The organism is Sphingomonas sp. S-NIH.Pt15_0812 (genome assembly GCF_003951315.1).
GTDB lineage: Bacteria > Pseudomonadota > Alphaproteobacteria > Sphingomonadales > Sphingomonadaceae > Sphingomonas.
The window spans coordinates 1-12,793 of record NZ_QLJH01000051.1 but is presented as its reverse complement, the minus strand read 5'-3'; the positions used below and the strand labels follow the sequence as shown (position 1 = coordinate 12,793).

Here is a 12,793-nt window from a genome sequence, read left to right as displayed (position 1 = left end):
GACATCCGCCGGGCCGCGCACACCGCCCCGCAGCATGTCGTCCAAGGCGACCTGATGGTCCGAGATCGCCGCCACGCGCCGTCCGGTCATTTTGGCGAAGAGCTTGAACATGTTCATGACCGGCAGATTGATGCCGTTCGAGGTCAGCTGGCGGAAACCCGCAAAGGGCGCCTGATCCTCGAACTCGAAGGCCCAGGACAGGACGCCCTCCAGCGTCAGGCCGCGCCTTTCGGCGAGGTCGCGGAGCCGGGGGAAGACGGCGGCGGTGTAGCTCGAATACATCGTGCCGTTGCGATAGGCATTGGCCGGCCCCTGGCAGGCGGCGCAACCTTCCGGATCGGACTCGCCGATGATGATCGGCTTGGTGCGGAAGGCGGGATCGCCGGCGATGGCGGCGAATTGGTGATCCGCCGCGCGGAGATGCGTGTCGATGCCCATGCGGACATGGCTGGTCGCGCCGGTTCGCACGACCTCCGGTTGACCCTTGGCATGGAAGGACAGGAAATCCGTCGGCGTGCCCGCGGCCTTCGCATGGGCCATGAAGGCTTGCAGGAAATCGTCGCCCGCCCCGGCGCTGTCGGGCCCGCCGACCCGCGCGTTCGGTAGCGCCCGCCGCACACCGCGCATGGCGGCGTCGTGCAGCCGGAAGAACTCCTCTCGCGTGCCCCCCCAATAATATTGGGGCAGGTTGGCCTCGTTCCATGTCTCGAAATACCAGCTTGCGACGTCGTCGCGGCCGTAGCGGTCGACGCAGTGCCGGACCCATTGGAAGATCAGTTCCTCCCACCGCGCATAGTCGCGGGGCGGATAGGCCCAGCCGGTGCGAAGTTCGCCGCTGCCGGGTCGCCAGTCATGCTGGTACGGGATCGGCCGGGTCGACATGGCTTCCGGCATGAAGCCCAGCTCGACATAGGGCTTCACCCGGCGGGCGCGATAGGTGTCGAAGATGCGGTCGACGATCGACCAGTCATAGTGCGGCCGACCTCCGGCATCCTCCGAATAGATGCCGGTCGAACCCCATTTCAACGCGGGCGTGCCATCCCCGGAGGTGAGGAGATTGTGCGTCCGGAAATAGACGCGGTCGGGGGCGAGCGAGCCCAGCGTGGCGAGGGTGGTCCGCCCGTCCTTCATCGTCGCATAGTTCGGCTCGTCCGCGCCGAAGAAGCGCCATTGCGGCTGGACCGGCGGGCCGGTTCGGCTCGCATCGACCTGGATGGTCACGGGAAACGGGTCCTGGCCCGGCGTCGGACCTGCCGCCAGCGGACCGGCAAGCGCCATGGCTACCGGACCGATCACCATCAGTCGCTTCCGCATCGCCCCTCCATTCGGTTCCGTGCCGCATAACGCGATCTCGCCGTTCGATGGGCGACCCATGTCCTTGATATCCGCAGCCTTATGACTTGTCGATGACGGGCGCGTCATGGCAGGACGACCCCCGACAAGCCGGCACCGGTTCCAGGGCAAGCAGGTAGAGGAGCGGCATGATCTCATCTTCAAAGGCGACATCGACGACGGCCATCGCACCCGGCAAAAGTCATTTCGAAATCCTGGATGGCTTACGTGGCATAGCCGCGCTGATGGTGGTCATCTTCCACGTATTCGAAGCCTATTCGGATGCGGACCCCACTAGGCAGATCATCAATCACGGCTATCTCGCCGTCGATTTCTTCTTCCTGCTGTCCGGCTTCGTGATCGCCTATGCCTATGATGATCGCTGGTCTCGCATGGGGCAGTGGGAGTTCTACAAGCGGCGATTGATCCGGTTGCAGCCGATGGTGGTGCTGGGCAGCGTGTTCGGTGGCGCGCTTTTCTATCTCCAGGCGGGGGGCCTGTTTCCACGCATTGCCGAGACGCCGGTCTGGCGGATGCTGCTGGTGATGCTGCTCGGCTGTACGCTGCTACCGTTGCCGAAGGCGTTGGATATTCGCGGCTGGGATGAGATTCATCCGCTGAACGGTCCGGCGTGGTCGCTCTTCTACGAATATGTCGCCAATATAGCCTATGCGCTGGTGCTGCGCAGGCTTTCGCGTCGCGGCCTCGCCCTGTTGCTGGTGCTGGCGGCCGGGCTGTTGCTCGACGTCGCGCTGCGGGGCGAACGACGCGACCTGATCGGCGGCTGGGCGCTCGACGCGGCTGGCGTCCATATCGGACTGGCGCGCCTATGCTATCCGTTTCTAGCCGGTATGCTGCTGATGCGATCGGGCAAGCGGTTGCGCGTTCGGCACGCCTTCGCCCTGAGCGGCGTCCTGCTCATCCTGGCCTTGGCGCTGCCGCGTATGGGCGACACGCCGCATGATTGGCGCAATGGCCTGTACGACGCGGCCTGCGTGCTGTTGCTGTTCCCGCTGATCGTCGCGATCGGCGCCGGGCAGAAACTGGCCGCTGGCAAAAGCCTGCGCGTGGCCCGATTCTTCGGTGACCTGTCCTTCCCTTTGTACATCACCCACTATCCCCTGATCTACCTCTACACGGCCTGGGTCGTGGACCAGAAGGTGCCGCCCCATATCGGCGCGCCCGTGGGCGTCCTGCTGGTGATCGTCGCCGTCCTGATCGCCTATGCGAGCCTGAAGCTGTACGACGAGCCCGTGCGTCGCGGGCTTGCCGCGCGCTTCCTCCGGCGGTCGGCGGACGCGCCGTCCCGATGACGATCGGGCATCGATAGGCCGTGATGCGCTTGGGCGGCGACGGGGCGTCGGTCTGGAATGGGCTTGTGGGTCGTACGGCCTGCGAAGGATGACCCGTCAGCCGCTTCCCCGGCATTGGCCCGATGATGGCGAAGACGAGGAAGCGGGTCGGGGTCGGAGCCGGGGGATATCAGACGCTGGCGATCGCCGCGCATACCCCGACTGCGCGGGTCAGGCCGTGATCTCCCGCCTGACGATCGCGGCGCCCGCACCCAGCGCCCTCAACTTGCCGGTCGCGACCTTGCGGGTCAAAGGCGCCATGCCGCAATTCGTCGCCGGGTAGAGCTTGTCCGCATCGACGAAGCGCAGGGCGTTGCGCAGGGTGTCGGCGACCTGTTCCGGCGTCTCGATGCTATCGGTGGCGACGTCGATCGCGCCGACCATCACCTTCTTGCCGCGGATGAGCTCGATCAGGTCCATCGGCACCCGCGAATTCTGGCATTCGAGCGAGATGATATCGATCTTCGATTTCTGGAGGTTGGGGAAGGTTTCCTCATATTGCCGCCATTCGGAACCGAGCGTCTTCTTCCAGTCGGTATTGGCCTTGATCCCATAGCCATAGCAGATGTGGACGGCGGTCTCGGCCGTCAGGCCCTCGGCGGCGCGTTCCAGGGTGGCGATACCCCAGTCATTCGCCTCGTCGAAGAACACGTTGAAGGCGGGTTCGTCGAATTGGATGATGTCGACGCCCGCAGCCTCCAGTTCGCGGGCCTCCTCGTTGAGGATGCGGGCGAATTCCCAGGCCAGCTTCTCGCGGCTCCGATAATGCGCGTCGTAGAGGGTATCGATCATCGTCATCGGCCCCGGCAGGGTCCATTTGATCGACTGGGTGGTCTGCGCGCGCAGGAACCGGGCATCGTCGACGAAGACCGAGCGGGGCCGCGACACGGCCCCGGTGACCGTCGGCACGCTGGCGTCGTAACGGTTGCGGATACGCACCGTCTCGCGCCTCTCGAAGTCGACGCCGTCCAGATGCTCGATGAATGTCGTGACGAAGTGCTGGCGGGTCTGCTCGCCGTCTCCCAGGATATCGATGCCCGCCTGGCGCTGATCGTCGACCGCCAGGCGCAGCGCGTCCTGCTTGCCCGCAATCAGCTCCTCACCCTCCAGCTTCCACGGCGACCACAGGGTCTCGGGTTGAGCGAGCCAGGAGGGCTTGGGCAGGCTGCCCGCCGTCGTCGTCGGCAACAATGTCGTCATGATGGAGTATACCTGTCGTTTGGGTGGGATCAGAGGCCGCAGGTCGCGGACCAGCGTCGAAGGGCGGCCCCATGCGGCGCGATGATATGCGCCTCGGCCAGCTTGCCTTGCTCGACGGCGAGCCGGCTTCGCTCCTCGCGATCGTAGACGATGCGGGTCAGCGAATAGTCCTGATATGTCAGGCTCGGCCGGTACTGCTCCGCCGCCACGGAGTTGGCGTTGTAGATTTCGGGGCGGTAGATTTTCTGGAACGTCTCCATCGTCGCGATCGTGGCGGCGAGTTCGAGATTGGCATAGTCGCTGACCAGATCGCCGATATGATAGAAGGCCAGGGGCGCGACGCCGTGCGGCGGCATGAAGTAACGCACTTTCATGCCCATCTTCGCGAAGTACCGGTCGGTCGGGGAGGTATCGTCGTTCCGATACTCGACGCCGAGGATAGGATGGACGTTTGCCGTCCGGTGGTAGATCGCCTTGCTCGACACGCTCAGGCAGATGACCGGAGCCTTCCGGAAATGGTCGCGATAGGCGCTTGAGGCGAGGAAGCGCTTGAACAGAGCGCCGTGGAGATCGCCGAAATCGTCCGGCACCTCGCCACCTCCGGTCTTCAGATGGTCCGGGAGAACGATGTTGAAGTCGTAGTCGCGGATGTAGGAGGAGAAGTTGTTGCCGACGATGCCATCGGTCCGCTCGTCGCTGCGTCGATCGACGATGCTGGTGTGCAGGATCTCGATCAGGGGAAGCGCTTCGTCGGCGTCACCATCGCCAATGGTCAGCGCGGCGGAGACGATCTTCAATTCGATCGTGTAGCGATCACCGATGGGATTGTCCCAGTGCATCAGCGCGTTGAAGCGGCGATCGATCATCATCAGCGTGTTGCGCAGATTTTCCTGCCGGTTGTCGCCTCGGGCGAGATTGGCGAAGTTGGTGGTGATGCGCGTGCTGTCGGCCGGACGATAGTCCTCGTTGAACGGGATGCTGCTGATCGTGAATGTGAACCCGCTATTCGTCATGACTCACCTGGCTTTGCGGGCGGAGGTCAGGCGAGAGCGCGCAAGGCAGGGACGGGCCCGGATGGCGGAACGTCACGGACCGTCGCGTCGAGCGCGATCCACCGGAGGAACCCCCGTCCGAGGAACGTTATGGCGTCGAAAGGCAGGTCTCCTGGCTTGCGGGTCAACGCGGTGGCTCCGGCCTTCCCGGGCTCCTTGCGGGAACCCAGTGACACGAATTGGAGCCGCCGCTCGCCGCTTACAGTTGCGGGGGCAGCGCCGGACTCTGTCCGTTAAGGACACCACCGGCTTCCCGTCTTAGCCCCATCGCCATGCCTGGGATGGGGAACCTCGACGCCGCGTTCCAACACCAACGCCGGGGCATTGTCAATCGCGATATAAAGATATCCTTATATCTTGATGACGTGATGTCCGGTGCCTGGATGCCGTCTGGCGCAAGATATGGCGCGTGCACCTACAAGCCGGCCTGGTCGATCCTCTGTGCGACTTCGCTCGGCAACGCGGCTTCCGATTTCGGCTGCAGCCGATGAAGCGCCGTCTGCACGCGTTTGCGCGCGACCTGATAGGCCTTGTGGCGGATGACCCGTATCGCGTTCGTCCGCCAGGACGAACTCTCGCCCAGCCGGGCTTCCCATTTGGCCTCCTCCGCTTCGAGGATCGATAGCGCCATGCGCAGTCCGTCGCGTCGTCCGCGGGCATAGTCTTCGGAAATGGGGGATGTCGTCATTGGGAGGCGAGGGTGGCCCGCCCCATGGTCCCTGACAAGGCAAAATCCCGGTCCAACAATCGGTCTTGGCCGATATCCGCTTCAGCCTGTGGGCCGCCTGCACCGATCCGATGGCCCGGACCCCGCTTCCGTTCGTTCCGGATAATGCCTTAAGCAGGAGAGAATAGCGTGCTGTTTCACACGATGGTTGGCTCGAACGACATTGAGCGATCGAAGCGCTTCTACGACACGGTGCTGGGCACCCTCGGCGTGGGGGAGGCGATGCGGAACACCGCCGACAGCGGTCATACCCGACTGATCTACCGGAACGACAACGGGACCAACTTCATCGTCAGCCAGCCGATCAACGACGAGCCGGCAACCGTCGCGAACGGCAGCACCGTCGCCTTTGCATGCACCTCGCCGGAGCAGGTGAAGCAGTTTCACGATGTCGCGGTCGCCAATGGCGGCACGTCGATCGAAGCACCGCCGGGGCCGCGCAACACGGCGTCCATGGGCACGATCGAACTCGCCTATGTTCGCGATCCCGACGGCAACAAGCTTTGCGGGATCCATTTTCCCAAATAAGCGGGCCTAACCGTGCTGCTCGTCCCGGTTGCGGGCGGGCAGCACCTGATCGATCCGGTGCGACCAACCACGGAAGACATCGCCCCCTAGGGCCCGGCAGGTCAGGCGCAGCAATGCTTGCGCTTCTTTCCCGACCCGCAGGGGCAGGGATCGTTGCGGCCGGTCTTGGTCGGCGCGACTGTCTCCATGGCATTCGCCGTCGTCTCGCGTCTATGAGCGCGGGCCGCATGGAGGCGCTGGATCGTGTTCGTCAGTTCGGCCACCGCACGGTCCTGGAACGCGTTGATCTCCACGCTGTCGAGATCGCTTTCGTCGCGGGCGATCGCGATCAGCGCCAGCAGGCGGCGCCATGGATCGGCCCATTCGCTATCAGCGGCCGCCGCCTCCCATGCATCCGGACGCAATGCGATCGCATCGGAAAAGCCGTCGATCCAGAATTCCCATAGAACGTCGCCATCCCGCTCGTCGATGTCGAGGATCGGCTGCAACTTGCCGCGGGACAGATCGCGCGCGATCTCGTCGCGTCGCGCCGTCACCGCCCTGACGAACCATTGGACGTCGAGCGGGTCCTCGAACGGTGGGACGCCATCGATCTCGACGCCCCATATGACCGTCATCCACGCGTCCACCGGGATCGCTTCCGGACAGACGATCAGCCCGGTGAGGAAGCCGTCGAGCTCGGTGAGCAGCATCGGCTCTTCGACTGGAAGGTCCGCCAATGCCCCATCGAGACGTCGGAACCGGGAGGGCATTTTTCTCACAGGCGAAGGTCCCGTTCGTGCATTTCAGGCTCCTCCATCACCCATAGCGGCGTCGGATCGGTTGTGATGATATCGGTGCCGTCGATGAGGCGCTTCATATGGGTTTCCCGCATGACGAGCCTGTTAACAGGATCGTTCGGGTTTGACAGTGGTCGATCGTCGGCCGACCGCGACCTTGACGGACCCAGACCCAATGCCGATCTCCATCAGTGTCAGGAGAGATATGATGGTCGAAGCTCGGTGGAACGGTGCCCGCATTGCCCATAGCGACGAGACGGTCATCGTCGAGGGCAACCACTATTTCCCGGTGGACAGTGTGGATGCCGCCGTCCTGCGGCCGAGTGGCACGACGACCGTCTGCCCCTGGAAGGGAACGGCGCATTATTACAGCCTGCACGTCGCGGGCGCCGACAATGCGGATGCCGCCTGGTATTATCCCGATCCCAAAGCCGAAGCGGAGGCCATTCGCGGGCATATAGCCTTTTGGAAAGGTGTCACCGTGAGCTGAGCCGGGTCGTGCAAGCATCCGGTCGGTGACGGAGCGTAGCATTCGGTAGCCGTTCGGGCGCACATTGCGTTCGCAGTCGGCATTGCGTGCAGGAGCGCGAGCGCTCGACGATGTCGCCATCGCCACCCGTCCGGCGGCACCGGCGCCCGGGTTCGTCCAGTATTCGGTTGATTCCGGGTATCTCGTCGGTGGCGCATCGGCACGACGACCCTGCCGCGGCATGGCCGGGGCTGCCCCCGGATGCCGTCGCGGAACTCGACGCCCTCGGTCGATGATCAGGGGCGCCGGTTGGCGAGCACCGCGTTAAGCAGGCCGGGAAAGCGCTCGTCGAATTCGGCCCGGCGCAGCGTGTTGATCATTTCGCGCCCGGCCTGCATCGTCTCGATCAGCCCCGCTGCGCGCAGCAGCTTGAGGTGGTTCGACAGCGTGCTTTTCGGAATCGTCTCGCACGGGGCAGCATCGGTGCAGCTCAGCCGCTCGGTCGCAGCGAGCCGCGCGACCATGCCCAGCCGGTTGGGGTCGGCCAGCGCATGCAATGCCAGATCGAGCGGAACGTCTTCCAGCCGGGGATGGGTGAAGCGGGCCATGGAATCGATATAAGGCATGATCGCAGATTTAATAGTTCGGGAATATTGAACTATTGTACCGTCGTCCCATCTTGCCTCTGCCGACAGCGTACGACGTCGTGATCGCGGGCCGGATTTGGAGAATGCACATGTCAGTCAAGGGCAAGACAGCGCTCGTCACGGGCGGATCGCGTGGCATCGGCTCGGCCATCGCCAAGCGACTTGCGGCCAATGGCGCGGCGGTGGCGATCACCTATGCCGGCAACAAGGCGGCGGCCGACGCGACCGTGGCGGCAATCGAGAGCGCAGGCGGCACTGCCTTCGCCTTCCAGGCCGATGCCGCCGACCCGGCGTCGCAACGCGCTGGCGTTGAACAGGCCGCCGCCGCCCTGGGCGGCATCGATATCCTGGTCCACAATGCCGGCGTGGCGGAATTCTCTGTGATCGCCGAGGATACCGACGAGACCTATGACCGCCAGTTCGGCGTCAACGTGAAGGGGCTGCATGTCGGCACCCGCGCGGCCCTGCCGCATCTTCGCGATGGCGGGCGGATCATCCTGATTGGCAGCATTTCCGGCGAGATGGCCTTTCCCGCGACCACCGTCTACAGCGCGACCAAGGCCGCGGTGGCGGCGCTGGCGCGCGGCTGGGCCAAGGATCTTGCCCCGCGCAACATCCTGGTCAACACCGTGCAGCCGGGACCGATCGACACCGACATGAATCCCGCCGACAGCGAATTTGCGGGACAGGTGCTGCAAGCGATCCCGCTTGGCCGCTACGGCACGGTGGATGAGATCGCGGGTGCGGTCGCCTTCCTTGCCGGTCCCGATGCGAGCTACATCACCGGCACCACGCTCAACATCGATGGCGGTGCGACGGCGTAAGTCGCGGGTGCGGCCCTTCCCATCCGTGGGAGGGGCCGTTGGCGCTCGGGCGACGAAGTGTGTAGTCCCGGCATATGGTTGATCAGCCTTGTCGACCGGCTGGGTGACGCCGAACTTCCTGATGTGGTCGATGCCGACGAACAGGTAGAGCTTGCCTTCGGCGGTCCGCACCTCAGCGATGTCCATTTGAAGAAACCTATGGGGTAGCGCTTCAAGCGCTGCCGCTTCGGCTTGTGGCCGTCGATCTCTGGTAGCCGTGAGATGCCATGCCGCCGGAAGCATTGATGTAGCGCTGACCGTGTCGGGTGCGGGATCGATGGCTGCAGGGCATGGAGGCAGTGGTCGAGCGTCGGCAGCGTGTGGCGCCGGAACGCCACAACCATCGACTCCCAGGCTTCCGTCAGGTTCGTCGAATGAGGGTATCGGCCCGGTCTTCTTATCCTCCGCCGTCGCCCGCTTGCGCCAATTCGCCACCGTTTTCGGGTTAATCCCCAGTTCCCGGCTCAGCGTCGCGGGCGAAGCTTGACGCGTGGTTCGTGTCCTGGAGAGCGAAGTCCTTGCGTGCGGCGACAACCGCCTCGGCAAGTGATATGTGACCGTCGCGATCTGTATCCGCAAAGGCGAAGTAGGCGCGATCCTTGGCCTGCGCCGCAGTCTTGCCATGAGCGTAACCGGGAAAGGGCCGCATATCGGTCATGGGCATGGTCTCTGGTTGAGATAGGCATCTCTAACGCCGGCGCTTTGAACGGTACGGGGTAGCCGTACTTTCGTCTTGCACATTGTACGGGCTGGCCGTACGAATGGCCATGCACGCGGTCATCGAAACCCACGCCTACATCGCTGCCGCGAAAGATGCAGGCATGACGGCGGATGAGATGGCCACCGTGGTCAACGTCATCGCCGCCAATCCTCTGGCCGGAGAAATCATGCCGGGATGTGGCGGCGCGCGGAAGCTGCGAGTTGCGAAGCCAGGCAAAGGCAAGTCCGGCGGCTACCGGGTCATCACCTACACGCCGGCACCGACCTTCCTGCCTTCCTGCTAACCGTCTTCGGCAAGGGCGAGAAGGCCGCCCTGACGAAGGCTGAGCGCAATGCACTGGCGGACCTGACCAAGCGCCTCACCGACACTCTGATCCGGTGACGATGGGGCCAACGAACCCAAAGGAGCGAACGATGAAGAGCGCATTCGACAAGATCGCAGCCGGACTAGAGGATGCCATCGCCTATGCCGAGGGCGACATGAGCCGCGGCCGTCGGGCCACAGTCGACGTGAAGGCAATTCGCGCCGCAACCAGAAAGACCCAGGCCGCCTTTGCCGCCACCTACCATTTGCCAATCGGCTCGGTACGGGATTGGGAGCAGGGCCGCAGTACGCCGGACAGCGGCAGTACCGTCCTGCTCAAGATGATCGCCGTCGATCCACACGGCGTCGAGCGGATCATCGCGAGGGTGCCGGCCGAAGCGATAGGGTGACGGCCGGCCGCGACCGAGGCACCCTCCGCCGCACCTATCATTTGCCCTCGTTGAAAGGGCACGGCGGGGACAAAAATACCCCAGCCGTACCCCGTATCGCTACCGCTGAAACGTTCTCGAGGGTTACCTGAGCCCGTCCTTGTCGCCCGCCGGTTATCCGGCGCTTGATCCACGTACGTTGCCGTTGAGACCAGCCGGGAAGAAACCCCCGCTCGTGACCGCACCGGCGTTGAGGTAGGCAATGTTCAGGACGTCACCCGGGGTGCGACCGAACACAATGCCGTCGCCATCTGTCGGGACGATGTTGGAAGCCAGTCCGCCATTGATCGTGACAGGGCTGATACCTTGGTCATCATCGCTGCTGTTGTCGAGTGTATCGCGAGCGTCGGAAATCTTGTCGGCGTTGGTCCGCAGAACCGGCAGCGCCAGCCCCTTGCGGTACAGCAGCGTGCGGATCAGGCCGGAGTGATAGGCCTCGACCGCCAGAATGCCTGCAGCAGCCTCCAGGATCACCTTGTTCGCGATCTTCGAGGCCGACCCCTTATAGGCGGTAACGCCGACGTCGGTGAGCAGCATGCCACCCAACAGCCAATTTTCGTCGGAGGCATAGGGGTCGAAAGTGCCGTTCGCATCAACCACCCCAGCTGCGCGGGCGGCTGCGGTAAACGCACCCGTTGCACCGCCATCAATGTTGATGGCTGGCTGCGCAACGGCCGCGCTGCCGAGTTGCTGCCGCAGGAAGCTGACATGCGCGTTCTCGTCCGCTGCGATCTCCCGCGCATAGGCGGCCACGCTTGCATCTGCAAACGGCACGCGCCGCCCGCCGATTACGGCACCTCGAGCGCCAGTCCCGTCAGTAAATGCGTCGTTCAAACCCGACCCGAAAGCCGCAAAAGTATAATAGTTGGCCTCGAGATATTCGAGGTTGAGTGCGAAGTTGAGCACATCGATGTCGCCTGCCGGTAGCGATACTGATGGCGTCGGAGTGGCTGTTGGCACCGGCGCCGGCTGATAGTCGTCATCATCATCGCCGCAGGCGGCGAGCATCGTCGAACCGGCGGTCGCCGCCAGTGCGGTACCGGCAATCTTCATGAAGCGGCGCCGTTCGGCACGGCGCTGAGCTGCGATGTCGAACACTTCCAGGAGCGTTTCACGATCGATCATGGGATTTTCCCCTTGTCCGCCGTCGGATCAGGCGTTGTTGATGCTGCTGCGGATGGCGCCGTTGACGCCTGCGGGGAAAAAGCCACCCGCGGTGGCCTCTGCATTGGTCAGGTAGACGATGTTGAGCACCTGACCGGCCGACCGGCTGAACGCGAGACCGTTCGTATCGGTCGGCGCGATGTTCGACGTGTCGCCTGCGTTCGAGGTCACATAAGCGACGCCCTGGTCAAGGTCGCTGGGACCATCCAGCGAATCGCGGGCGGTCGATACCAGCTCCGTATCGCCCCGCACGGTCGAGGCCTTCAGGCCCGGCATCGATCCCATCTGGTCGATAGTCGTGCGGATCATCCCGGCATGATAGGCTTCCGCCGCCAGAATGCCGGCAGCCGCGTCGATATAGGCGGGTGTGGTGATCAGCGCCGACGATCCCTTGTACGCGGTGACCCCAACGTCCTCGAACAGGAACGCCCCGTAGAGGAAGTTGAGGTCTGAGGCATAAGGATCGAACGATGCCGTAGTCGGGATCAGCGTCGCGGCCTGAGCGGCTTTGCTGAAAGCGCTGGTCGACGACACTGACAAGTCGATCGTCGGCTGAGCGACGGCGCGGTCACCAAGCTGACGACGCAGGAAGAGCACGTGATTGAGTTCATCCTCGGCAATCTCACGCGCCATCTCGGCTATGATGCGGTCAGAGAAGGTTACCTGCTTACCGCCCGTTGCCGCGCCGGCGTTGCCGGTGCCGCCCGTGGCGGACACGGGAATGGCTTGACCATAAACCGCGTAGTAATAGAAATTGGCCTCAAGATACTCGAGGTTGAGCGCAAAATTCAGCACGTCGAACTCGGACAGAGTCTGCGCCTGGGCAGCCTGACTGACCAGGAAAGCGCCTGATCCGACTGCCGCTGCTCCCAAAGCAGCCCTGAAAAAAGCGCGGCGCCCTTGTTGACGCTCGACGCTAACTTCAAGCGTGTCCATGCCTATTGACGTATTCGCCATGCCCGGCTCCCTGTTTAACAGGAAGGCTTAAACCATTGTTTTATAACGATGTTCCAAGATATTATGTCAACAAACATCACTGATTTGGCGCAACGCAAAAAGGAAATATAGATTATTTGGTAAGGCCGAGACTCAATCACAGTCAGAATGCCAAGGCGGTGGCGATGGCGACGCCTGAGAGGAAGTTGGTGGCGAGTTTGTCGTAGCGAGTGGCGACACGGGGGAAGTCCTTGAGACGGCAGAAGGCGTT

General features: G+C 63.5%; 16 protein-coding genes, 2 pseudogenes and 1 riboswitch. Of the genes and pseudogenes, 6 read left to right on the top strand and 12 right to left on the bottom strand.

Features of this window, described 5'->3' with window-relative positions:
- Both BRX43_RS18795 and BRX43_RS21210 read right to left on the bottom strand, forming a co-directional pair.
- The coding region (locus BRX43_RS18795; protein WP_241215073.1) for a beta-xylosidase at positions 1–1,314 on the bottom strand (1,314 nt) is incomplete at its 3' end.
- 79 nt (positions 1,315–1,393) lie between these two features.
- A complete protein-coding gene (locus BRX43_RS21210; RefSeq protein WP_277600175.1) occupies positions 1,394–1,519 on the bottom strand; it encodes a hypothetical protein in 126 nt (41 codons plus the stop codon).
- Between BRX43_RS21210 and BRX43_RS18790 the strand changes: the two genes are divergently transcribed.
- Positions 1,482–2,645, top strand: coding sequence for an acyltransferase (locus BRX43_RS18790; RefSeq protein WP_125996598.1), 1,164 nt, complete (start codon positions 1,482–1,484; stop codon positions 2,643–2,645). The two genes, BRX43_RS21210 and BRX43_RS18790, sit on opposite strands and share 38 nt — an antisense overlap.
- A 210-nt stretch (positions 2,646–2,855) precedes the next feature.
- Here BRX43_RS18790 and BRX43_RS18785 read toward each other — a convergent pair whose 3' ends face one another.
- The 3 genes from BRX43_RS18785 to BRX43_RS18775 all read right to left on the bottom strand — a co-directional run bounded on the left by BRX43_RS18785 (position 2,856) and on the right by BRX43_RS18775 (position 5,567).
- Positions 2,856–3,884, bottom strand: a complete 1,029-nt coding sequence (locus BRX43_RS18785; protein ID WP_125996597.1) for a methionine synthase — start codon at positions 3,882–3,884, stop codon at positions 2,856–2,858.
- A gap of 29 nt (positions 3,885–3,913) precedes the next feature.
- Positions 3,914–4,897 carry a putative oxygenase MesX gene (locus BRX43_RS18780; RefSeq protein ID WP_125996596.1) on the bottom strand — a complete coding sequence of 328 codons (984 nt, stop codon included), beginning with the start codon at positions 4,895–4,897 and terminating at the stop codon, positions 3,914–3,916.
- A gap of 123 nt (positions 4,898–5,020) precedes the next feature.
- Positions 5,021–5,245: riboswitch (cobalamin riboswitch) on the bottom strand.
- Between the two features lie 106 nt (positions 5,246–5,351).
- Positions 5,352–5,567: a hypothetical protein gene (locus tag BRX43_RS18775; RefSeq protein WP_241215072.1), complete on the bottom strand. Its 216-nt coding sequence runs from the start codon at positions 5,565–5,567 to the stop codon at positions 5,352–5,354.
- A gap of 225 nt (positions 5,568–5,792) precedes the next feature.
- Here BRX43_RS18775 and BRX43_RS18770 point away from each other — a divergent pair, with 225 nt between their 5' ends.
- The gene (locus BRX43_RS18770) at positions 5,793–6,191 is read left to right on the top strand and encodes a VOC family protein (RefSeq protein ID WP_125996595.1); all 399 of its coding nucleotides are present in this window, start codon (positions 5,793–5,795) and stop codon (positions 6,189–6,191) included.
- A 101-nt stretch (positions 6,192–6,292) separates the two neighbouring features.
- On the opposite strand, the gene BRX43_RS18765 is transcribed toward BRX43_RS18770, so the two are convergent.
- Complete coding sequence (locus tag BRX43_RS18765; RefSeq protein ID WP_277600174.1) at positions 6,293–6,943, bottom strand: UPF0149 family protein; 651 nt, start codon at positions 6,941–6,943, stop codon at positions 6,293–6,295.
- A 235-nt stretch (positions 6,944–7,178) separates the two neighbouring features.
- Here BRX43_RS18765 and BRX43_RS18760 point away from each other — a divergent pair, with 235 nt between their 5' ends.
- A complete protein-coding gene (locus BRX43_RS18760) occupies positions 7,179–7,460 on the top strand; it encodes a DUF427 domain-containing protein (protein WP_125996599.1) in 282 nt (93 codons plus the stop codon).
- A 275-nt stretch (positions 7,461–7,735) separates the two neighbouring features.
- Here BRX43_RS18760 and BRX43_RS18755 read toward each other — a convergent pair whose 3' ends face one another.
- Positions 7,736–8,047: a helix-turn-helix domain-containing protein gene (locus BRX43_RS18755; protein WP_125996593.1), complete on the bottom strand. Its 312-nt coding sequence runs from the start codon at positions 8,045–8,047 to the stop codon at positions 7,736–7,738.
- A 128-nt stretch (positions 8,048–8,175) separates the two neighbouring features.
- On the opposite strand from BRX43_RS18755, the gene BRX43_RS18750 reads away from it, so the two are divergent.
- The gene (locus BRX43_RS18750; RefSeq protein WP_206433284.1) at positions 8,176–8,910 is read left to right on the top strand and encodes an SDR family oxidoreductase; all 735 of its coding nucleotides are present in this window, start codon (positions 8,176–8,178) and stop codon (positions 8,908–8,910) included.
- Positions 8,911–9,036: 126 nt separating this feature from the next.
- On the opposite strand, the pseudogene BRX43_RS21085 reads toward BRX43_RS18750, so the two are convergent.
- Together BRX43_RS21085 and BRX43_RS18740 are read right to left on the bottom strand one after the other, a co-directional pair.
- A pseudogene (locus BRX43_RS21085) lies at positions 9,037–9,417 on the bottom strand (IS481 family transposase); the annotation flags it as partial.
- Positions 9,395–9,607: a hypothetical protein gene (locus BRX43_RS18740; RefSeq protein WP_125996591.1), complete on the bottom strand. Its 213-nt coding sequence runs from the start codon at positions 9,605–9,607 to the stop codon at positions 9,395–9,397. The pseudogene BRX43_RS21085 and the gene BRX43_RS18740, both read right to left, overlap by 23 nt.
- Before the next feature lie 109 nt (positions 9,608–9,716).
- On the opposite strand from BRX43_RS18740, the gene BRX43_RS18735 reads away from it, so the two are divergent.
- Both BRX43_RS18735 and BRX43_RS18730 read left to right on the top strand, forming a co-directional pair.
- Positions 9,717–9,953, top strand: coding sequence for a type II toxin-antitoxin system RelE/ParE family toxin (locus tag BRX43_RS18735; protein WP_241215070.1), 237 nt, complete (start codon positions 9,717–9,719; stop codon positions 9,951–9,953).
- Positions 9,954–10,083: 130 nt separating this feature from the next.
- Positions 10,084–10,383, top strand: a complete 300-nt coding sequence (locus BRX43_RS18730) for a transcriptional regulator (RefSeq protein WP_125996590.1) — start codon at positions 10,084–10,086, stop codon at positions 10,381–10,383.
- 153 nt (positions 10,384–10,536) lie between these two features.
- Here the strand turns inward: BRX43_RS18730 and BRX43_RS18725 are convergent, their stop codons facing one another.
- The 3 genes and pseudogenes from BRX43_RS18725 to BRX43_RS21080 all read right to left on the bottom strand — a co-directional run.
- The gene (locus BRX43_RS18725) at positions 10,537–11,547 is read right to left on the bottom strand and encodes a ferritin-like domain-containing protein (protein ID WP_125996589.1); all 1,011 of its coding nucleotides are present in this window, start codon (positions 11,545–11,547) and stop codon (positions 10,537–10,539) included.
- A gap of 27 nt (positions 11,548–11,574) precedes the next feature.
- On the bottom strand, positions 11,575–12,543 hold the full coding sequence (locus tag BRX43_RS18720) for a ferritin-like domain-containing protein (RefSeq protein WP_125996588.1): 969 nt from the start codon (positions 12,541–12,543) through the stop codon (positions 11,575–11,577).
- A gap of 142 nt (positions 12,544–12,685) precedes the next feature.
- Positions 12,686–12,793: pseudogene (locus tag BRX43_RS21080) on the bottom strand (IS5/IS1182 family transposase); the annotation flags it as partial.